The following is a 20,655-nucleotide window of genomic DNA, read 5'->3' on the forward strand; positions in this document are numbered from 1 at the left end:
ATTCAGCGCATTCCCACTGCACAGGCGTTCGCTACGCTGCGGGTCTGTTCAGTTTCCCTGGAATGCCATGATCGCCCAGCCAGCCTGCGCCAACGCGCCCGCCATCCCGCCAGCCTCGTTCCCGCTGCTCCCGTTTCTTGTCCGTACCGCGCTCTGGTTCGCCGGCGTGATCCTGCCGGCGACGGCGCTGGCCGTCGCGCTGTTCTTCCTGTACGTGGTGGGCGCCGACCTGTCGCTTGCCATGGGCGTGCCGGTCCTGTCGCTTGCCAGCATTCCCCTGGCCAATAGCGTTCTGCTGCGCGCATTGGGGACAGCGCGCCCTGCCCTGCCGCGCCGGCTTGGGCATCTGCACGGTTTCGCCATCGGCAGCGCCCTCCTGTCGACCGTGTTGTGCCTGCCGCACATCCCGGCTGGCGTCGCCGGCCTGCGCTACTTCGGCGGCGGCCTGCTGCTGTTCGCGCCTGCGCTGGCGCTGATGACGGCGCTGGCCGCGCGTCGCCTGCTCCAGGCGCACACGCCGCTGCCCGCCGCATGGCCCGGCGCGCTGCTGGCGCTGGCGATCATCGGTGCCCCCGAACTGCCGCAGGCCGTCAACCAGGCCGGCGTGCACATGGCGACCAGTGCCGTCCCCGCCACCCGCGCGAACGGCATGCGCCTGCTGCGCTACCTCGGCAACGAAAAAATCCTGTTGCGGCTGTGCGATACCGGGAACGACCAGCTCGCCAGCCTGACCGACCTGCTCATGATCGCGAACCAGGGAACCCGCGCCGGCGATGCGTGCGAGGCCTACTACCGCCTCAGCGGCACCAAGCCATGAGCATGCATCGGGAAGCCGCGGCGCCGGCGCCGCGCCTGGTTGGCCCCGCCGTGCGCACCCTGCTCTGGTTCGGCGGCGTCATCCTGCCGCTGCTGGCGCTGGCAGGCGCCATCGTCATCGGCCTGTGCTGGATGCCCGGGCTGTTTTCGGCGACCATGTGCGCGCACGCCCTCCTGATCGTCAGCGTGCCGCTGGCCAATGCGCAGCTGCTGCGCGCGCTCCACGGCGAATCTCCCTTGCCGTCGCGCCGGATGGCGCTGCTGCACAGCTTTGCGACCGGGGTCAGTGCGGTGTTCGCCGTGCTGTTCCTGCCGCTCACCGCGCTCGGCGTGATCGCCATCGTCTACTTCGGCGCCGGCCTGCTGCTGCTGGCGCCGCTGCTGTCGCTGTGCGCGGCGCTGGCCGCGCGCCGCCTCCTGCGCCGGACCAGGCCGCAGGGCGGCGCGGCGCTCGGCCCCCTGTGGCCCGGCATGCTGCTGGCGCTGGCCATCGTCGCCGCGCTCGAACTGCCGACCGCCGTCACGCGCATCGGCATGAGCATGGCGAACGGCGCCAACCCGGCCACCCGCGACAGGGGGGTGCTGCTGCTGCGCCACCTGGGCAACGAAACGATGATGCGCGGCTTGTGCTACCAGATACCGTCGCCCGGCACGGACCTGGTCGGCGTCTTGCAGCCCTTCAGCTTCCCGATCGGCGCGGAACAGGCGCGCGCCATCTATTACCGCGTCAACGGCATCGCCTTCAACGCCCTGCCGGTGCCGTCCGCGCTCGACCCCGGCCGGCTCGGCCTGAACCGCGACGCCGGCGCCAGCATCGTGGGCGGGCGCGCGGCGGGCCTGCGCCTGGCCGGTTCGCGCATCGAGGGCACGCTCGATGCGCGCGCGGCGCTCGCCTCCCTGGACTGGACCATAACCTTCCGCAACGACGCCCTCAACCAGCAGGAAGCGCGCGCGCAGGCGAACCTGCCGGCCGGCGCGGTGGTGACCGGGGTGGCCGTGCTGGACGGCGCCAGCGTGCGCGAAGGCCTGGTGGGCGGCGCCGCGCTGCGCGCGCGCCAGCAGGCGGCGCAGGCGTCCGGGCGCGCCCCGGCGCTGGTGACCACGGCGGGCAAGGACCGCATCATGCTGCATCTGCGCGACATTCCGGGCCAGGGCGAGCTGACCGTGAGGATCGCGCTGGTGGCCCCGCTGGTGCTCAACGAACTGCGGCTCGGCTTCGTGCAGCTGCCCTCGTTCAGCGAACGCAATGTCGACATCGGCGACGGCATGCGCCACGCGGTATCGCTGGAATCGGCCAGCGCGCTGCGCGGCGCGCCCGGGATGCGCGAGGAACCCGGCGCCACGCTGCCGTTCGCGCTGCGCGGCGAGCTCGCCGAACCGCTGCCGGGCATGGGCGCGGCCATCGTCGGCGCCTTGCGCGCGCCCTCGGACACGCACGCCTGGAGCCCCGACCCGAGCACGCCCGGCGGCGCGATCGTGCAGACCATCGTCCAGCGGGCGGCGCGCATCCCGCGCCGGGTGGCGCTGGTGGTGGACGGCTCGGTGGCGCTGGCGGCGCAAAGGGAACAGCTGGCGCGCGCCGCCACCTCTTTTCCCGGCAACGTGGAACTGGGCGTGATCGTGGCCGGCAGCCAGGCGCCGCAGGTGTTCCTGCACGACCCGTCCGATTCGCTGGCGAGCGTGCGCTACCTGCAGGACATCGCCTTCGAGGGCGGCAACGACAACAGCGCGGCGTTGCTGGCGGCGTGGGAATGGGCGGCGGCCAGCAGCGACGGTGCGGTGGTGTGGATCCACGGACCGCAGCCGCTCATGCCCGGTTCGGGGGACGCGCTGCTGCAGCACTACCGCCAGCGTCCCGGCCAGGTGCGCCTGTTCGACCTGGAAGCGGCCAGCGGCCGCAACGTGCTGTGGGAGCGGATGGACGGCATCGCCGCCCTGGCGCGCGTGCCGCGCATCGGATCGCTGCACGACGACCTGGTGCGCCTGCTGAGCGGCTGGAAGCCGGCCGCGCAGCAGGTGGTGGTCGAGCGCAGCCGCGCCGGCGCGTCCCAGCCGGCAGCGCAACAGGCCTCGCCGCAACTGGCGCGCTTGTGGGCGGGCGAGCGCGCCATGGTCCTGCGCGCGAAGGACGCGCTGGCCACGCCCGGGGAAGCCGGCGAACTGGCGCGGCTCGAGCGCCTGCTGGCCGCCACGGCGCAGGCGCCGGGAGCGCCGGCCCTGGCCGTCCCCGAGGCGGCGCCGTCAGGCGCGGCGGCGGCGCTGGCGCAACCGGGATGGGAACTCTGCCTGCTGATCGCCCTGGCGCTGGTCGCGGCCGGATGGCGCGTGCATTTCCACCTGCGCACGCCGTATCCATCCTCGCCGCACGAGGCGCGAGCTCAGTGAGCGGCGACGCCGGCCGCCACATCGGCCACCAGCGCGATCAGGCGGTGGCGCGTGCGCGCGGGTGCGAACGTGTGCGCGTAGCGCCATGCGCGCGCGGCGAAGGCGGCAAAGCCGTCGTCGCGCCACGGCGCCGAACCGGCCAGCGCCAGCTCGGCGCCGACGGCCTGCGCCAGCGCCGCGATGTCGCCGGTCGGCACCAGCCGCGCAAAGCCGCCCGCGATGGCCGGCGTGTTCGAATTGTCGTAGCAGACCACGCGGCAGCCGGCCGACAGCGCTTCGACGATCGGCACGCAAAAGCCCTCGTGGTAGGTGGGCAGGACGAATACATCGCCCTCTGCCAGCAGGCGCTGTTTGAGCTGGTCCGGCGCGTCGCCGTGCAGGCGCACCGAGACGCGCCCGCCGTACCTGCGCGGCCATGCGTCGGCGGCGGCGCGCACCGCCGCGACCAGCGCCGGATCGGAAAAGCCCAGGTTGGCCACCAGGTCGAGCGCGATGCGCGCGCCGCTGTCGGCCTGCAGGCAGCGCGCCACCGCGTCGAGCAGGTCGGCCACGCCTTTGGACTGCACCAGGCGGCCGATGAAGACCAGCCGCACGATGCCGTCGGCATGGCCCGGCTTGGCGGCGCAGGGCTGCGCCTGTCCATGCACCGCCAGCGGCAGCACGCCGGCCGGGGTGGTCACGCCGGATGCGCGCAGCACCGCCAGGTTGCTGGCGCTGTCGCAGGCCACGTAATCGGCGAACATGGTGTTGCCCATCTGCGCGAACGACTTGTCGATGGTGGCGTGATGCGCGGCGCCGACGAAACGCTTGGGCGTGATGTTATGGAACACCACCAGGCGGCGCGCCCGCTCCGGCACCAGCATGATCAGGTCGAACAGCGGATAGAAAATCCCGAAATGGAAAATGACGATGTCGCTGGCCTGGAAATGCGCATCGGGCAGGATGTCTGTGACATCGCGCACCAGCCGGTGCGGCACGCCAGCGTGCTCGCAGGCGTAGGCGAACAGCACCACCTCGTGGCCGGCCCCGGCCAGCCAGCCGACGTTGTCGGCGATGGCGTTGGAAATGGCGTCGTTCCTGACGCAGATGCCGTGCACCACCGAGATCTTCATCGGCGCCCCCGCCCGAAGCGCTCCAGCGCGATGCCGTACAGGGGCAGGCTGTCCGTCGCCATGCGGCGCGAAATGAATTTTTCCTCGAACAGCGCGCGCCCGGCCCGCCCCATGCCGGCGCGCAGTGCGGGCGAGGCGGCCAGGGCCTCGATGGCGCCGGCCAGGGCGGCGCTGTCGCCGGGCGCGACCAGCAATCCGTTGACGCCGTCGCTGACCACTTCGGGCATGCCGCCGGCGGCGCAGCCGATCACCGGGCGCGCCTCGCGCATGGCTTCGACGAACACCAGGCCGAACGACTCGTAGCGGCTGGGCGCGACGAAGATGTCGCACTCGCGGTAGGCGGCGCGCAGGGTGGCGTCGTCGACGCGGCCTTCGAAGCTGACACGTTCGCCCCACGCGGCCAGCTTGCCGTTGCGGCGGCAGTCTTCCTTGTAGCTGATCTGCGCACCCGACATCGGCAGCGTATCGTCGCCGAGGATGCGAAAGCGCAGCTGCGGATGGCGCGCCAGCAGCGGGTCGATCGCGGCCAGCAGCACGTCGATGCCCTTGCGCGCTTCCAGCCGGCCGACGAACAGCACCGTGACGCCGCCATCGCCGCGCGCCGCCGGCGCGGCGGGCGCCGCCACGTCGGGCATCCCCAGCGGCACCAGGCGCAGGCTGGCGTCGTCGAAGCGGAAATCGTAGGCCTGCTCGATGTCGCGCCGGATGGCGGCGCTGTTGGCGCGGATCGCCTGCGAGTGCAGCATCAGTTCTTTTTCGAGCGCCAGCATGGGCGTGCCGAAGCGCGCCATCCAGGCCGCGTCGTCGCGCAGCTCGGCGCGGCCCTGCAGCGAAAAATGCAAGGTGGTGTGCAGGCTGGTGACCAGCGGCCAGCGGCCCTCGAACAGGAAGGCCGCGCCTTCGGCGTCCCAGATCGGCGCTTCGACCAGGTCCAGCGGACGATGGCTGGCGATGCGGCGCGCCTCGTCCAGCGCGGTGGCGCACCAGTTCCAGATCTCTTGCGGAATGGCGCGTTCCAGTGCGTCGTAGGACAGCGCGTGCTCGCGCAGCACGACCCGGTGCACCCACACGCCGCCCACCAGTTCGACCCGGCTGTGGGTGCTGCTTTCGGCGATCACGTGGACCTGGTGGCCTTCGGCGGCCAGCGCTTCGGCCAGGTCGCGGCTGAAGGTGGCGATGCCGCCGCGGTGATGCGGCGGGTAGTCGCGCGAGACCAGCGCCAGCGTCATGGCCTGCGGATGGCCGATGGTGGCAAACGGCAGGAAGGCGCCCTGCCAGCGCGCGCGTTTGGCGGCGTCGATGGCGCCGGCGACCGGCGCCAGGCCATGGCGCGTGCCGGTATCCCAGGCGCGCGCGGCTTCGTCGTCGAAGCGGACGCGCCGTTGCGCGTCGGCGCTGCCGTTGGCGATCATGAACTCGACGTGGCGCCGGTGCGAGTCGGCCTTGTCGCGGTTGAGCGCATCGATGCGCTCGCGCGTGGCGTATTCCAGGCCGTGCTTGAGCGAGAAGTAAATGGTGTTCTTCAGGATCGGGTAGATCGCGCGCGGCAGCCGCGCCGCGTCGCGCACGCCGTTGGGGGCGGTCTTGTGGTGCACGTAGGCGTGTTCCAGCTGCTTGAGCAGGAAGCCGGCATCGACCAGGCGGCAGCAGACGTCGGTCTCGTCGAGGAAGTACTCGAACTCCTCGTCGAAGCCGCCCACTTCCAGCAGGGCCGAGCGCCGGAAGGAGGCATTCGTTCCCTGCAGGTAGGGAAACTCGCGCGAGCCGGGAAAGCACAGCTGCGGCGTGGCCCGGCGCTGGCCGGTGTCGACCTCGCCCAGCCGGCTGGCGCTGGCGTAGTGGTACTGGAAGGTGTAGCCGCTGCTGTCGTACACGCGCCCGCCGGCCCCGCCCACGCCCGCGTCGTCATAGGCGGCGGCCAGCCCGGCGAGCCATTCGGGTTCGGGGATGGCATCGTCGTCGATGAAGGCGACCACCTCGCCGGCGGCCATGCAGATGCCGATATTGCGCGACACCGACAGGTTGGCGACCGGGCAGCGCGCCGTGCGGATGCGCGGCAGCCAGGACGCGATCACGCGCTCCGTCCCGTCGGTCGAGGGGCCGTTGACGACGATGACTTCGAACTGGCCGGCATAGCGCAGGCGGCACAGGCTTTCCAGCGTTTCCTGCAGCAGGGCGGCGCGGTCGAGGGTGTTGATCACGATCGAAAAAGTGATCATGGGCGGCGCTCGGCCTCCAGCCGGTCGAGGCGTTCGCGCAGGGCGGCCAGGTCGCGCGCGATCATGCGCAGCGCGACCGGGGTGGACGCGATCAGATTGTCGGGGTCGCGCTCGGCCGCCAGCACGCGGGCGTTCAGGTCGGAGATGTTCTTGAGCAGCATCGGCAGCTGTTCGCGCATCAAGGCGTCGCGCCGCAGGTTGTCGTCCGGCAGGCGCACGACGGCCACCACGGTCCGGACCAGGCGTCCCAGCAAGGGCCATCCCGCCATGCTGCGCGCAGCACGTTTGATCAGCGTTTTCATCGGGAGTTACCTGTTTTCCGTAGCAAGACTGCGGGATTTTGCGGGCCCATTAAATATCTGTCAATAGTGCATTTTTGAAACGTGCGCTTGACGAATTCAAATAGAATCGATATTCTATTTGAATGGTCAGACTCGCTAAATACAATGCAAACACCTTCATCGACGGCGCCATCGGCATTGCCGCCGCCTGCGGCATCGGCGCGGTGTCGATGTCGGCCATCGCCATCGGGGCCGGTGCGCCGATCGGATCGGTGTATCACCGCTTCGACTCGCGCAGCACCCTGCTGGCGCATGCCTGGCTGACGGTGAAGGCCGATTTCCGCGAACGGGTGGCGCGCCACTGGGACGAGGAAGACAGCTGGATCCCGGTGGCGGCCCTGCTCGACTGGTGCCGCGGCAAGCCGGTGTATGCGCGCTTCCTGCTGCAGTACGAAGACTGCCCCGACCTGGGCGGGCCGCTCGCGCCGGAACTGAGCGAATTGCTGGAAGTGGAGCAGGCCCGCCTGGACGCCTGCTTCGAACGCTGCCTGCGGCGGCGCGGCGCCGATGGCGACGACGCGGCCCACACGCTGCGCTTCATGCTGATCGACGCGCCGATCGCCATCGTCAAACCCTACCTGGCCCAGAACAAGCCGATCCCCGCCACCCTCGACGCCATCCTGCGCGCCTCGCACGACGCGGTCGATGCCCTGGCCGCCTCCCCCCATTGAGAAACCCCATGCGCTACTCGACCCAGACAGAACACGGCAAACCGATTCCCCTGCACGACGAGGAGGCCTTCGAGGCCATGCGCGCGGCCGGCCGGCTGGCCGCCGCCACGCTCGACTTCATCGCGCCGCACGTGCGCCCGGGCGTATCGACCGCCACCCTGGACGCCATGTGCGAGGAATTCATGCGCGCCGGCGGCGGCATTCCGGCCACCATCGGCTACCACGGCTACAGGCACGCCAGCTGCATTTCGGTAAACCATGTGGTCACGCACGGGGTGCCGTCGGACAAAAAGATCCTGCGCGAGGGCGACATCGTCAACATCGACGTCACGCCGCGCCTGAACGGCTGGCACGGCGACACCAGCCGCACCTTCGAAGTGGGCACGATCTCGATCCTGGCCAGGCGCCTGGTCGATGCCGCCTACGACGCCATGATGGCGGGAGTGCGCACAGTGCGTCCGGGCGCCACCCTGGGCGACGTCGGCGCGGCGGTCGAGGCCCACATCAAGTCGCAGGGCTTTTCGTCGGTGCGCGATTTTTGCGGCCACGGCATCGGCAAGGTGATGCACGACGCGCCGCAGGTGACGCACTACGGCCGTCCCGGCACCGGCATCGTGCTGGAACCGGGCATGATGTTTACCATCGAGCCGATGGTCAACGCCGGCACCCACCATGTGACGGTGCTGCCCGATAAATGGACCACCGTGAGCAAGGACCGCAAATGGTCGGCCCAGTTCGAGCACACGGTGGCGGTGACCGACAGCGGCGTCGAGATCTTCACGCTGTCGGCCGAGGGGCGCTAAGCGCCTGTCTCAGCAGATCGGAAGGTGCTGATTTCGGCCTGCGCCGCCGCGCGCAGCGCCGCCGCGTCGACCCCCAGCGCCGCCAGCGAGCGCGGCGCCACGCCCTGGCGCATGGCCGCCACCAGCGCCACCACGTGCGCACCGAGCAGGGGGCCGCTGTCGCTGGCGCGCTGCTGGGCCAGGGTCTGCATCAGGTCCGCGCCCGATGCCGCCGCCCGGTACAGGCCCCGCCCCCCTTCCAGCGGCGCCGCTGCCGCCAGCGCGGCGTCGGCAGTATCGAGCGCAGCGGGCGCCAGGCCGGCGAAGCGCAGGCCGTCGCGGTACTGCTGCGCGATCGCTTGCGGCAGCTGCGCCGGATCGGCGTCGACCTGGGCAAAGGCGCGGCGCGCCGTGCCGTCGTCCAGGTCGAGCGCGGAGAGCAGGAAATGCTCGGCCGCCGGTTCGCGCTGCTGGTCGGCCAGCGCGTACTTTTCCGCTCCCTGGCACAAGTGCCGGATCGTCTTCATGTCGCCCAGACGCTGGCGTATGCGTTGAAACATCGTCTACCTCCCGATTAACTGTCCTTGTCCGTCACCGAACCCGAAAGGCGCTTGTGGGCGGCCTGCTTCGACACGCCCAGCGCCTGCGCAATGTCGCTCCACGACCAGCCTTGCTTGACTGCGGCGTTGACCGCCTTGCGTTCGAGCGCATCGGCGTAGCGGCGCAGCGCCACGACCGCCGCCAGGGCGTCGGCGGGGTCGTCGGGTGAGGGCATGTGGTGGGGATCGATCATGGGACGGAAGATAAGCCAGGCGGAGCGCCTTGTCAACATATGTTGACGAAACGTGGCGCTGACGGCGTTCGTGGCGTTAATACCAATTTTTTGAGCCCGAAAAATTGGTATGCACAAAATGCGGGTTTTGCGTGCCGGCACCCGCAACTGGGCATACCTCCCGGCGCAGTTAACTCAGGTATTGGTGCAGGCTTTGCCGGACAGTCCGTCGGCCACCCCGCGCAAGGCCGGTTTCTGCCGATAGGCGCCGTCGAACAGCAGCGGCCAGTCGGCGTGGGCGTTCTTGAACAGGTCGGCGATCAGCCAGCTGCCCGGATCGCTCACGCCCCACACCGTCACGCCGCCGCGCAGCCTGGCAGGTACCGTGTCCATGTACGCCTTGACGACCTCGCAGTAGCGCTTTTTCTGCGCCAGCGCCAGGGCCGGGGTCAGCTCGCGCTTGATGTCGCCGGCCTGGTACGGCGGGCTGAAGGGATTGTTGATCGGGATATCGAGCTCGGTGATCTTCACTTTCAGGTTGCGGTCCACGGCTTGCCTGAAGGCCGCCGAGATGGTGCTCACCGAGGGGTAATCCATGTAGATGTGCATCTGGAAGCCGACCCCGGTGAGCGGCACCGAACGCGCCTTGAAACCGTCGAGCATTGCGGTCAGGGTTTGCAGCTTGGCGGCGTCGGCCTCGATGTTGTAGTCGTTGTAGTACAGGTCGGCCTTGTGGTCGGCCGCGCGCGCATTGATGAAGGCTTGCTCGATGTAGTCGGCGCCGGTCTTCTGGTAGAACAGCGAATTGCGGTAGCCGCCGCCGTCGTTGATGGCTTCGTTCACCACGTCCCAGCTCGCGACCTTGCCCGAAAAATGCGACGCGATCGTCTGCACGTGCGTCTTGAGCATCGCCAGCCAGGCCGCCTTGTCGCCCTGGTAATTTTTCATGAAGGCCGGCACCTGGTAATCGGCATGCCAGATCAGGGCATGCCCGTGCAGGGTCTTGCCGTTGTCCCTGGCGAACTTGAGGAAGTCGTCGGCCTGGGTGAAGTTGTAGGTATCCTGGGCCGGATGCAGATAGCTCATCTTCATGATATTGCCGGCCGTGAGCTGGCTGAAATGCGTCTTGATGGCTGCCTGCTGCGCCGGGCTGTTGTTGTAGCTGTAGGCTTCATTGCCGTAGGCGACAGACACGCCGACCGGGAACCCGGCCAGCTTGCTCAATTTGCTCACCTCGGCGCCGCTGGTTTTTTCGGACCGGCCGGCGTCGCTACCGCTCAAGACGCCGCCGGCCTCGCTCTCCACCGCTGGCGGCGGCGCATCGGCCAGCGCATCGGCCAGCGCGGCGACGGTATCGGCCGCTGGCGGCGGCGCCGGCGTGGCCGTGGGAGCGTCCGGGGCTGCATCGCCGCCGCAGGCGGAAAGAAGCAGGCAGGCACTGAAGGTGGCGGAAGTAAGGGAAGGCAGTCGCATCGGATCTCCGGGGTGGTTTTTGTCGGTTGCAAGATTGAGTGCAACATTAAATGCAACATTAATTGCAACAAATTATGAAAACGTTTTCATTAGCAAATGTGCAACGTTCTGTTTGCCGATTGTGCGGTAAACACACCCCGGCGTCAACCGCCCCGATGCCCCGCTTTTACGCATGCAACATAACCTTCCATCGCGCACTGGTATTGCACATAGGGGCAATTTTGAAAACCAGTTGACTACCAATTTCCCGAACAGCATCCTGACGCCTTTTGAACCGCAAGCGAGCGCGCGATGTCGGCCGGCCAGGCTCAGTGCGTGCTTACCGACCTCGTCCCGCCCGAAAGGAAAACCAGCATGAACAGATTGACCACCGCCCTCACCACCATCGCCGGCGCCTGCGCGCTGCTGTGCAGCGCCAGCGCCATGGCGCACGGCTACATCACCCAGCCGGAATCGCGCAACCTGCTGTGCAAACAGGGCGGCAACAGCGCCTGCGGCGCCATCCAGTGGGAACCGCAAAGCCTGGAGGCGCCGTCCGGCTTTCCGGCGCAGGGACCGGCGGACGGCGTGATCGCCTCGGCCGCGCTGGCGCAGTTCGGCGAACTCAATGAGCAGACCAGCAGCCGCTGGACCAAGCGCCCGATGACGGCCGGCGCCAACGTCTTCAAGTGGCAGTTCACGGCCAACCACGCGACCCGCAACTGGCGCTACTACATCACCAAGGCCAACTGGAACCCGAACCAGAAGCTCACGCGCGCGTCGTTCGACCTGACCCCGTTCTGCGTCGTCGACGGCGGCAACCGCCAGCCGCCGGCGCAGGTCAGCCACAACTGCACGGTGCCGCAGCGCAGCGGCTACCAGGTGATCCTGGGCGTCTGGGAAATCGGCGATACGCCGAACAGTTTCTACAACATGGTGGACGTGCTGTTCAAGGATGGCCCGACAGTGCCGGTGCCGGAATGGACCCAGCGCGGCGCGATCTATCCATCGGTCGACCTGGCGGTCGGCGACAGCGTGGCCACGCGCGTGTTCGACGCGGCCGGCGAAAAACCGGAACTGCAGACCAAGGTCACCATCAACAGCGCCAGCGAAGGCCTGCGCAACAACTGGGCCTACCTGCTGGCGACCCGCGTCAACGCCGAACAGCCGCTGCTGCACGCGGGCCAGCTGGGCCAGGACGGCAAGATCACGCCGGTGTACGGCCAGAACACGGTGTACGCAAAAACCAGCAGCGCGCTGACCCGGGTGGAAGTGCAGATCAACAAGGACCAGACCCCGCCGCCGGCCGAGTTTTCGGTGAGCGACCTGCGCTCCTCGTATGCGATCAAGGGCGGCGAGCTGACCATCAACTTCAGCGTCAGCGCGAATGCCGACATGGAGCTCAGCGCCTACGTGTACGACCAGGCCGGCGTGTCGAAAGGCTTTGCCACGGCGCCGCTGAACAACAATAGCGCGGCGCTGGCGCTGAACCTGAATGCGCCCAAGGCCGGCGCGCACCAGCTGGTGCTCAAGGCGGTGGTGAAGGACGGCGGCGCGGTGCTGCAGAAGACTTTCCCGCTGACGCTGACGGAAGAAGGCGGCAACGCGGCCTACGACCACGTGTTCCCGGCATCGCTGGCGACCTACAAGGCCGGTACCCGCGTGCTGCAGCCGAAGAACGGCAAGGTCTACACCTGCAAGCCGTTCCCGTACAGCGGCTGGTGCTCCCAGTGGACCGCGGCATCGACCCACTACGAGCCGGGCGTGGGCGCGAACTGGCAGGACGCCTGGATCGCGCCGTAAGCGTCAGAACGGGGCGGCGGGGCGCGGCGGCAGGCGCACCTCCGCCAGCTTCCACGAGGCGAAGCCGTGCCGCTCCATGATCAGCGACATGCCGCGTTCGCCCGGCTTGTCGGTTTCCAGGTGCATGATGTACTTGTCGAAGCCGACGCGCTCGGAGGTGTACTTCAGGTCCGGCTTGCCGCCGTCGCCCTGGTCGGCGCCCGCGCCCTGGCGGCGCGGAGCGATCGAGCCGCGCTTCATGGCGCCCATGACGAATTCCGGATTGACCATGGCGTCGACCATCTTGTCGGCCATGGCCATGCCCAGCATCTTGCCGAGGGCGGCACCGGCCTTGCCCAGATCGTCGCCGTCGTTGCCCGGCTTGACCTGCTCGTTCATGGCGGCGTTGAGCTGCGACTTGACGCTCTCGCGCAGGCGCGGGTAGTCGACGCGCGCGTTGAAGCTCTCTGCATTGTGGTCTTGGGCCGCCGCGCGCATCTGGTGCAGCGCGATCAGGGGGGAGTAGTACCAGTACGCTGCGCCGGCGCTGACGCACAGCGCGGCGATGCCAAGTTTGAAGTCGATAGCCTTCACGATGTCCTTGTGTGGTTTGATGGGTGCCGATCGCACAGGCCGGATTCTACACGCTGCGCCTACTCGATTTCACGCAGCGCCACCGCGCGCAGGCCCCGGCCGCCGGGCGCGGCCAGGCGCCAGGTTTCGCCGTCCACGGCGGGCAGGGTGTCTTCGGCGTCGAACAGCACCTCGGTATCGAATGCATCGGCAAGCGCGCGCGCCAGCGCCGCCACGTCGATGCCGGCGTCGTGCGCGGCCGGCCAGCTCAGCGAAAAGCCGGAAAGAAAGCCCTCCTGGTAATCGAGCGCGATGAACCATGCCGGGGCGGCCGGGTCGGGCGCGTGCCCGCTCGCGCAGGCCATGCCGGTCAGGCGCGCCACCGCCGCCTGCAGCGCTTCCCGGTCCACGGCGGCGCGCAGGAACAGGATGATGTCGTTGGTCATATCAAGCAATCAAAACAAGCAGTCAAAAAGTGATGATGAAGCGCGCGCCGCTGCCGATCGATCTGGCATACTGCACCGCGCCGCCGTTGCGGTGCGCCAGCTGGCGCACCATGGCCAGGCCGATTCCGCTGCCTTTGCTTTTGGTGGAAAAGAAGGGCGTGAAGATATCGGCGATGACCTCGTCCGGCACGCCGGGGCCGTTGTCGCACACGTCGATGCGCAGGCGTCCCCCGCGCGCCAGCTTCGCGCTCACCGTCACCTGCGAAGCGCCCGCTTCGGCCGCGTTCTGGAGCAGATTCACCAGCGCCTGCTCGAGCTGGCCCGGATCGGCCATTAGTTCCAGCGATTCCGGCTCCACCCGAAAGCCTGCGCCGGCGCCGCGCGCCTGCCATGCCGGGGCCGCCAGGGCCGCCAGCCGCGCAAACATCTCCTGCACCACCACCCGCTGCGGCGCCGCTTCCGGCACGCTGGCCAGCGCGCGGTAGCCGCTCACAAAATCGGTCAGGCTGGCGGCGCGGCGGCCGATGGCGTCGAGTGCGAGCGCGAGGTCGCCGGCGATATCGGCCGGCAGGCCGGCGCGCACGCCCTGCACCATGTCGCGCGCGCTGTGCGAGAGCGACGCGACCGGCGTGAGCGAGTTCATTATCTCATGCGTCAACACGTGCACCAGCTTTTGCCAGGCCTGCATGGCTTCCGCCGCGAGCTCGTTTTCCATCGGGGTCAGCGCCACCAGGCGCTGCGGCTGGCCTTCGACCGTCAAGGCGCTGGCGGTGGCCAGGGCGCGCTCGACGCCTTGTTCGGTGTCGACATCGACCATGCTGCGCCGCCCCGGTACCAGGCCGGCCAGGGTGCGGCGCAAGGCCTCGAGGTCGCTCGCGCGGCCCGGCGCCAGCAGGCGGCGCGCATTGGCGTTGAGCGGCTCGGCGCGCTGCGCGCTGTCGATGCGGAACAAGGCGATCGGCGCATGTTCGAGCTGCGATTCGAGCGCCAGCACGCGCGCCGTCAATTGCGCCTGGTCGTGCGGCAGGCCGGCCGGGACTTCCAGCGGCGGCGCGGCCCTGCCCGCGGCCAGGCCGTGGCGGATCAGGCCCAGCGCCGCCAGCGCCGCCAGCGCACTGGCCAGCCCCAGCCCCAGCCCGGCGCCCTGCGCGCCCGCGCCGTAGGCCCCCGCGCCGAGCAGCAGCGCCCCGGCCCAGACCAGGCGGCGCGGCGCGGCGTCAGAGGCCATGCTTGCTGCGCTTGCGGTACAGGGCGGCGCGGCTGATGCCGAGCAGGATGGCGGCGTGGCTGATGTTGCCGCGCGCCTGCGCCATGGCGGCCGCCACCGCGTCGCGCTCGATGGCATCGAGCGCCAGCAGGTCGGTGCCGGCCGGACGGGCATGCGCCACCATGCTGGGCTGGCCGGCCGGCAGGCCGAAATCGGCCAGGCTGTAGCGGCCCGGCTGGCCGAGGATCGCCGCGCGTTCGCAGGCATGGCGCAAGGCGCGCACATTGCCGGGCCAATGCCAGGCGCACAGGGCGTCGAAGGCGTCCGGGGCGATGCTGCCCGGCGCCTTGCCGTACAAGGCGCCATAGTGCGCCAGGTAGTGGCGCAGCAGGCCGGGAATGTCGTCGCGCCGCTCGCGCAGGGGCGGCACGCGCAGGACGATGGTGTTAAGCCGGAACAGCAGGTCGGGCCGGAATACCTGTGCGTCATACAGCCTGGCTTCATCGAGGTTGGTGGCGCTGACGATGCGCACGTCGATCGCCTGCGGACGGTCGGCGCCGAGCGGCGTGACTTCGCGCCGTTCCAGCGCCGTCAGCAGCTTCGATTGCGCGGCCAGCGGCAGGTTGCCGATCTCGTCGAGGAACAGGGTGCCGCCCGCAGCCGCCTGGAAGCGCCCCGCGCGGTCGCTGCGCGCATCGGTGAACGAGCCTTTGCGATGGCCGAACAATTCGCTCTCCAGCGTCGCTTCGGGCAGGCTGCCCATGTCGACCGCGAGAAACGGGCCGGCGGCGCGGCGCGAGGCCAGGTGGATCGCGCGCGCCGCCAGTTCCTTGCCGACGCCATTCTCGCCGAGGACCATGACGTTGGCCTGCGTCGGGCCGACGCTGGCGATCATGGCGCGCAGCTGGCGCATGGGCAGCGAATCGCCCATCAGGGGGTCGGCGGCAGTCGCCGGCACGCCCTGCGCGCCGCGCTGCGCCAGCGCGGCCTCCACCACCGCGAGCAGGCGCGCGTTATCCCACGGCTTGGTCAGGAAGTCGCTGGCGCCGCGCTTCATCGCCTCCACCGCCAGGGCCACGTCGGCATAGGCGGTCATGACGATGACCAGCGGCGCGTCGGGCAGGGCGCGCAGCTGGTCGAGCACCGCCAGCCCCTCGGCGCCGTCGGTGCGGCCGGGCGTGAAATTGAAGTCGAGCAGCACCACCTCGGGCACGCCGCCCTGCAGGTGGCGCGCCAGCTGGCGCGGATCGGCCAGGGTGGCGACCTTGCCCGCGCAGCGGCGCAGCACCAGCTGGGCGGCGTAGGCCACGTCGGCGTCGTCGTCGAGGATCAGGATGCGGGCGGGTTGGTCGGCCATGGCGCGGTGGATGAAAGGGGTGCGCCGATTCTAGCAGCAGCCTGGCGGCGCGGCCAACCGAAACGGACAAGGTGTCCGGAAGCGAACACCTGTGCTGTGCGATTGCGGACGAATCGTCCGCCACGCGCGCCCGTCCGCCCCGGCGGCGCGCATGGCACGGATGTTGCGATCCGTTCCCGCATTCCTTCGACGCGTGAGCCGCCATGATTGTTCCGATTCCCCCAGCGCCCGAGCGCAACAGCGGCGCCGCCATGGACCAGCCGCTGCAGCGGCGGCGCGGCAGGCGCGTGCTGGCCGGCGCCGCCGCCGCGCTGCTGCTGGCGGCAGGCGCGCTTGCCCTGTGGCGCCAGCTGCCGCAAGGCTTGCAGGTGGCGCGGGCCGATGTGCGCATCGCCACCGTGGCGCGCGGCAGCTTCCGCGACGACGTGGCCCTGCGCGCCACCGCCGCGCCGCTGCATTCGGTGATGCTCGACGCGGTCGAGTCGGGGCGGGTGGAAGAAGTGTTCGCGCGCGACGGCGCGAACGTGCGCCAGGGCGAGGTGCTGTTTCGCCTGTCGAATCCGCAGCGCCGGCTGGACCTGCTGGCGCGCGAGGCCGAACACGCGCAGCAGATTTCGAACCTGACCAATCTGCGCATCGCGCTCGAAGCGAGCCGCATGGAACGCGAGCGGCGCGGCGCCGAGCTGGCGTTTGCGCTGACCCTGGCCGAAAAGCAGCATGCGCGCAATGCGGCGCTGGCGCGGCAGGGATTCGTCTCGCCCAACGCGCTGGAAGATGGCCTGGACCGCGTGACGCAGCAGCGCCGCCTGTTCGACAGCGAAAGCGCCGGCTACAAGACCGAGGCGGCGACCCAGCGCGACGCGGTGCGGCAGATGGAGCAGGCCATCGGCCGCCTGGAAGCGGGCCTGCAAGTGGTCAATGCGACCATCGACGCGCTGGCGGTGCGCGCGCCGGTGTCCGGGCGCCTGACCGATTTCCACCTGCAGGTCGGCGCCACCGTGAAGCCGGACCAGCACCTGGGCCGCATCGACGCCGTGGACCAGTTCAAGCTGTCGGCCCAGGTGGACGAGTATTACCTGAACCGGGTCGCCGTGGGACGCCAGGGCACGGCCACCATCAACGGGCGCGCGTATGCGCTGACGGTGAGCCGGATCTACCCGCAGATCAAGGAGGGCCGGTTCACGCTGGAACTGGCGTTCGCCAACGGCCAGCCCGAGACGCTCAACCCGGGCCAGGGCGCGGAAGCGCTGGTGACGCTGGGCGGGGCCAGCGCAGCGCTGCTGCTGCCGAACGACGCGTATATCGACGACAGCGGCGGCGTGGCGGTGTATGTGCTGGATAAGGACGGCAAGACCGCCGAGCGGCGCGCGCTGCGCAGCGGGCGCCGCAACAACAGCCAGCTCGAGGTGCTGGGCGGCCTCGCGCCCGGCGAGCGCGTGATCGTGTCCTCGTATGCCCCCTACGGCAAGGCGGCCCGGCTGCAATTGACGGACTAGATTTTTTGATGATGGATCGACGCGGAGATGACACAATGAACGACCCCAACCCCCACCAGAAGGACGGCATGCTCAAGCTCCTCAATGTCAGCAAGACCTTCCAGGGCGGCGACGTGCGCACCACGGCGCTCGACCGCATTACGCTCGAGATCGATGCCGGCGAATACGTGGCCATCACCGGGCCGTCCGGCTGCGGCAAATCGACCCTGCTGTCGCTGCTCGGTTTGCTCGACACGCCCGACAGCGGCGAATACCGGTTCGACGGCCGGAACGTAACCGGCTGGCGCGAAGCGCAGCTCAACAGCCTGCGGCGCGGGCGCATCGGCTTCATCTTCCAGGGCTTTAACCTGATCGAGGAATTGTCGGTGGCCGAGAACGTGGAACTGGCGCTGGAATACATGAACGTGCCGGCGCGCGAGCGGCGCGAGCGCGTCGCGGCGATGCTCGACAAGCTGGGCGTGGCGCACCGCGCCAGGCACCGCCCGTCGCAATTGTCGGGCGGGCAGCAGCAGCGCGTGGCGATCGCGCGCGCGCTGGTGGCCAGGCCGGCGCTGCTGCTGGCCGACGAACCGACCGGCAATCTCGATACCGCCCATGGCGACGAAGTCATGCGCCTGCTGCGCCAGATCAACGCCGAAGGCACCACCATCGTGATGGTGACGCATTCGCCGGCGCACGCGGCGCAGGCCTCGCGCACCCTGCGCCTGCTCGATGGCCGCATCCTGGTCGACGCACTGCAAGCGGCATGAGGAAACCATGCCGACACTGAGGGATTTTCGCATCGGCTGGCGCACCTTGCTGCAGGAGCCGGCCTATTCGCTGGTGGTCGTGGCCGGACTGGGGGTGGGCTTCGGCGCCGCCCTGCTGCTGCTCGGCTTCGTGCGCTATTCGTGGCAGTACAACGCCGAGGTACCGAACGCAGATCACGTGTACATCGTCAAGCAGCGCTTTAACGTCGACCCCAAGGCGCCGTGGTTCGACCAGGCGCCGATGCTGCTGCGCCTGAGCGCCGCGCGGGCGCCGGGCGTGCTGGCCTCGAGCGCGTATATTCCAACCCGCCCGCGCATCATGGGCCTGACCGCCGCCATCGGCGGCCGGCTGCACGCCATGAACGGGCTGACGGTGATGCCGGGCTTCGCCGAGATCCTGGGCTTGCAGGCCTTGCGCGGGCACCTCGCACTGGCACTGGAGCAGCCGGAAGGCTTTGCCATCACCGAAGAGGCGGCGCTGCGCCACTTCGGCACCGCCGATGCGCTCGGGCGCACCATGCTGGTCGAGGGAAAACTGCTGCGCGCTGCCGCAGTGCTGCGCACCCCGGCCGCCAACACCACGATTCCGTTCGAGGTGCTGGTCGGGGTGCGCTCGGTGCTGGCCGAAGCGCACGTGCAGGAGGAAATGACGACCGGTAAATCGGGCTGGTGGGGCAAGGTGCTGATCCGGGTCGACCCCGGCGCGTCGGTGGAGGCCTTGACGGCCGCGCTGCAACGGGCGGTCGACCAGTCGCCGGCGGTGCAGGACGTGCCGCCGGAAACCCGGCAGCGCCTGGGCGGCAAGCCGGTGATGGATGTGTCGCTGTCGCCGCTGCGCGAGGCCTACTTCGACCGCGAGACGGGACAGAACGAGATCGGCGCGGCGGGCGAGCGGGGCAGCCGGGTGGTGATCGCGGCGCTCGGCGCGATGGCGCTGCTGATCCTGGCCATGGCCGCCATCAACTACGTCAACCTGGCGGCGGTGCGCGTGCTGCGGCGCCAGCGCGAGGTGGCCATGCGCAAGGTGCTGGGCGCGGGCATGCGCCAGATCGTGCTGCAGCTGCTGGCCGAATCGATGCTGGTGGCGCTGCTGGCGACGGGACTGGGCCTGCTGCTGGCCTGGCTGGCGCTGCCGCTGTTCGCGCAACTGGTCGACCGCAAGCTCGATGGCATGCTCACGGCCGCGCATGTCGGCGCGGCGCTGGCGCTGGGCGTGGCGCTGGGCGTGCTGACGGCGGCCTATCCGGCGTGGATCGCGCTGCGCGTGCACCCGGGCGTGGTGCTGGCCGGACGCGGCGACAGCGAGTCGCGGCGCGGCATGCGGCTGCGGCGCGTGATGACGGTGGTGCAGGTGGCCACCGCGATGGGCTTTGCCGGCATCACCCTGGCGATCGCCTGGCAGACCGCGTTCGCGATGCGCGTCTCGCCCGGCTTCGATCCGGCGCCGCTGCTGATCGTCGACCTGCCGGACGTGGTGCGCGACAGCGCGCGGGCGCGCAACTTCATCGCGGCCCTGTCGGCGCAGCCGGGGGTGGCCGGCAGCGCGGTCTCGGAAGACGCGGTGGGGCGCCACCAGGTATCGTGGCTGCGCGACCTCAAGCGCCCGGACGGGATCAGCGCGTCGATGGAAATGAAGTCGGTCAGCGCGGCGTTTTTCGAGCAGTACCGGATCGCACCGCGCGCCGGACGCCTGTTTTCGGCGCGCACCGACAAGGAAGACGACCCGCTGCCGCTGGTCCTGAACGCCATCGCCACGCGCGCGCTGGGCTTTGCCACGCCCGAAGCGGCGCTGGGCCAGACGCTGCTGTTTACCGGCTTCGATAACAGGACGATCCAGAAGCGCGTGGTCGGCATTGCGCCGGAACTGCGCTTCCAGTCGCTGCGCGAAGCGCCGCGTGCGATGGCCTACGAGTTGTGGACCGCCGGGATGACCTTGAGCGTGCGCGCCACGGGCGACGTGGCGCCGGCCGAGGCGGCGGTGCGGCGCCTGTGGCCGGCCTATTTTCCGGACGCGATGATCAGGACGCACCGGGCTGACGCGATCCTGGCGCTCAATTACACGGAAGATGCGCGCATGGCCAGGTTACTGGCGATTGCCACCGGCATCGCGCTGGCGATTGCGGCCTTCGGCACCTACGTGCTGTCGGCGCACACGGTGCAGCGGCGCGCCAAGGAAATCGTGCTGCGCAAGCTGCATGGGGCGCGCCGGATCGCCATCGGCCTGCTGGTGCTGCGCGAAATCGGCATGCTGACGCTGGTGGCGGCGGCGGTCGGCTTGCCGCTGGCGGCGCTGGCGATCGAGCGCTACCTGGCAGGCTACGTCGAACACGCGCCGATCGGCTACTGGACCTTGCTGTTCGCGCTGGTGTCGACGCTGGCGGTGGCGCTGGCGGCGGTGACGCGCCATGCCTGGCTGGCGATGCGCATGCTGCCCTCGGATGCGCTGCGGGGCTGAGGCGCGTGCGCTAGAATTGGCGCCAGTTCAACGATTGCGG

18 protein-coding genes are annotated in these 20,655 nt (G+C 69.7%); 8 read left to right on the top strand and 10 right to left on the bottom strand.

The window, feature by feature from the left end:
• Positions 1 to 67 precede the first annotated feature (67 nt).
• Both EJB06_RS31895 and EJB06_RS15585 read left to right on the top strand, forming a co-directional pair.
• Positions 68 to 817: a hypothetical protein gene (locus EJB06_RS31895; RefSeq protein ID WP_164557927.1), complete on the top strand. Its 750-nt coding sequence runs from the start codon at positions 68 to 70 to the stop codon at positions 815 to 817.
• On the top strand, positions 814 to 3,201 hold the full coding sequence (locus tag EJB06_RS15585; protein WP_164557928.1) for a hypothetical protein: 2,388 nt from the start codon (positions 814 to 816) through the stop codon (positions 3,199 to 3,201). The genes EJB06_RS31895 and EJB06_RS15585 overlap by 4 nt, the downstream gene beginning before the upstream one ends.
• Here the strand turns inward: EJB06_RS15585 and EJB06_RS15590 are convergent.
• Genes EJB06_RS15590 through EJB06_RS31900 form a run of 3 tightly spaced genes read right to left on the bottom strand, consistent with a single transcriptional unit; the run spans position 3,195 to position 6,834 of the window.
• Positions 3,195 to 4,313 carry a glycosyltransferase family 4 protein gene (locus EJB06_RS15590; protein ID WP_126074941.1) on the bottom strand — a complete coding sequence of 373 codons (1,119 nt, stop codon included), beginning with the start codon at positions 4,311 to 4,313 and terminating at the stop codon, positions 3,195 to 3,197. The genes EJB06_RS15585 and EJB06_RS15590 overlap by 7 nt on opposite strands.
• A complete protein-coding gene (locus tag EJB06_RS15595; RefSeq protein WP_164557929.1) occupies positions 4,310 to 6,532 on the bottom strand; it encodes a glycosyltransferase in 2,223 nt (740 codons plus the stop codon). The genes EJB06_RS15590 and EJB06_RS15595 overlap by 4 nt, the downstream gene beginning before the upstream one ends.
• Positions 6,529 to 6,834, bottom strand: a complete 306-nt coding sequence (locus tag EJB06_RS31900) for a hypothetical protein (protein WP_164557930.1) — start codon at positions 6,832 to 6,834, stop codon at positions 6,529 to 6,531. The genes EJB06_RS15595 and EJB06_RS31900 overlap by 4 nt, the downstream gene beginning before the upstream one ends.
• 122 nt (positions 6,835 to 6,956) lie before the next feature.
• On the opposite strand from EJB06_RS31900, the gene EJB06_RS15600 reads away from it, so the two are divergent.
• Entirely contained in the window at positions 6,957 to 7,544 is a 588-nt protein-coding gene (locus EJB06_RS15600) for a TetR/AcrR family transcriptional regulator (RefSeq protein ID WP_126074943.1), read from the top strand.
• A gap of 8 nt (positions 7,545 to 7,552) precedes the next feature.
• Complete coding sequence (gene map, locus EJB06_RS15605) at positions 7,553 to 8,347, top strand: type I methionyl aminopeptidase (protein ID WP_126074944.1); 795 nt, start codon at positions 7,553 to 7,555, stop codon at positions 8,345 to 8,347.
• Here map and EJB06_RS15610 read toward each other — a convergent pair.
• The 3 genes from EJB06_RS15610 to EJB06_RS15620 form a co-directional block, all read right to left on the bottom strand.
• On the bottom strand, positions 8,344 to 8,886 hold the full coding sequence (locus tag EJB06_RS15610) for a Clp protease N-terminal domain-containing protein (protein ID WP_126074945.1): 543 nt from the start codon (positions 8,884 to 8,886) through the stop codon (positions 8,344 to 8,346). The two genes, map and EJB06_RS15610, sit on opposite strands and share 4 nt — an antisense overlap.
• A 14-nt stretch (positions 8,887 to 8,900) precedes the next feature.
• Positions 8,901 to 9,101: a helix-turn-helix domain-containing protein gene (locus EJB06_RS15615; RefSeq protein WP_229427107.1), complete on the bottom strand. Its 201-nt coding sequence runs from the start codon at positions 9,099 to 9,101 to the stop codon at positions 8,901 to 8,903.
• Between the two features lie 192 nt (positions 9,102 to 9,293).
• Positions 9,294 to 10,571: an endo-1,4-beta-xylanase gene (locus EJB06_RS15620; protein WP_126074947.1), complete on the bottom strand. Its 1,278-nt coding sequence runs from the start codon at positions 10,569 to 10,571 to the stop codon at positions 9,294 to 9,296.
• Positions 10,572 to 10,925: 354 nt separating this feature from the next.
• On the opposite strand from EJB06_RS15620, the gene gbpA reads away from it, so the two are divergent.
• Positions 10,926 to 12,353, top strand: a complete 1,428-nt coding sequence (gbpA, locus tag EJB06_RS15625) for an N-acetylglucosamine-binding protein GbpA (RefSeq protein WP_126074948.1) — start codon at positions 10,926 to 10,928, stop codon at positions 12,351 to 12,353.
• 3 nt (positions 12,354 to 12,356) lie between these two features.
• Here gbpA and EJB06_RS15630 read toward each other — a convergent pair whose 3' ends face one another.
• From EJB06_RS15630 to EJB06_RS15645, 4 genes are read right to left on the bottom strand one after another with little or no spacing between them, the layout of a single operon-like run.
• Complete coding sequence (locus EJB06_RS15630) at positions 12,357 to 12,926, bottom strand: DUF2939 domain-containing protein (protein WP_126074949.1); 570 nt, start codon at positions 12,924 to 12,926, stop codon at positions 12,357 to 12,359.
• A gap of 59 nt (positions 12,927 to 12,985) precedes the next feature.
• Positions 12,986 to 13,351 (bottom strand): hypothetical protein, encoded by a 366-nt coding sequence (locus tag EJB06_RS15635; protein ID WP_126074950.1) that lies wholly within the window; start codon positions 13,349 to 13,351, stop codon positions 12,986 to 12,988.
• Positions 13,352 to 13,373: 22 nt separating this feature from the next.
• On the bottom strand, positions 13,374 to 14,579 hold the full coding sequence (locus tag EJB06_RS15640) for a sensor histidine kinase (protein ID WP_126074951.1): 1,206 nt from the start codon (positions 14,577 to 14,579) through the stop codon (positions 13,374 to 13,376).
• Entirely contained in the window at positions 14,569 to 15,915 is a 1,347-nt protein-coding gene (locus EJB06_RS15645; protein ID WP_126074952.1) for a sigma-54-dependent transcriptional regulator, read from the bottom strand. The genes EJB06_RS15640 and EJB06_RS15645 overlap by 11 nt, the downstream gene beginning before the upstream one ends.
• Before the next feature lie 203 nt (positions 15,916 to 16,118).
• On the opposite strand from EJB06_RS15645, the gene EJB06_RS15650 reads away from it, so the two are divergent.
• The 3 genes from EJB06_RS15650 (at position 16,119) to EJB06_RS15660 (ending at position 20,615) form a co-directional block, all read left to right on the top strand.
• On the top strand, positions 16,119 to 17,411 hold the full coding sequence (locus tag EJB06_RS15650; RefSeq protein WP_229427108.1) for an efflux RND transporter periplasmic adaptor subunit: 1,293 nt from the start codon (positions 16,119 to 16,121) through the stop codon (positions 17,409 to 17,411).
• Positions 17,412 to 17,479: 68 nt separating this feature from the next.
• A complete protein-coding gene (locus EJB06_RS15655; RefSeq protein ID WP_126074997.1) occupies positions 17,480 to 18,160 on the top strand; it encodes an ABC transporter ATP-binding protein in 681 nt (226 codons plus the stop codon).
• Positions 18,161 to 18,167: 7 nt separating this feature from the next.
• A complete protein-coding gene (locus tag EJB06_RS15660; RefSeq protein ID WP_126074953.1) occupies positions 18,168 to 20,615 on the top strand; it encodes an FtsX-like permease family protein in 2,448 nt (815 codons plus the stop codon).
• Positions 20,616 to 20,655: the final 40 nt, after the last annotated feature.

The organism is Massilia atriviolacea (assembly GCF_003953935.1).
GTDB lineage: Bacteria > Pseudomonadota > Gammaproteobacteria > Burkholderiales > Burkholderiaceae_D > Telluria_A > Telluria_A atriviolacea.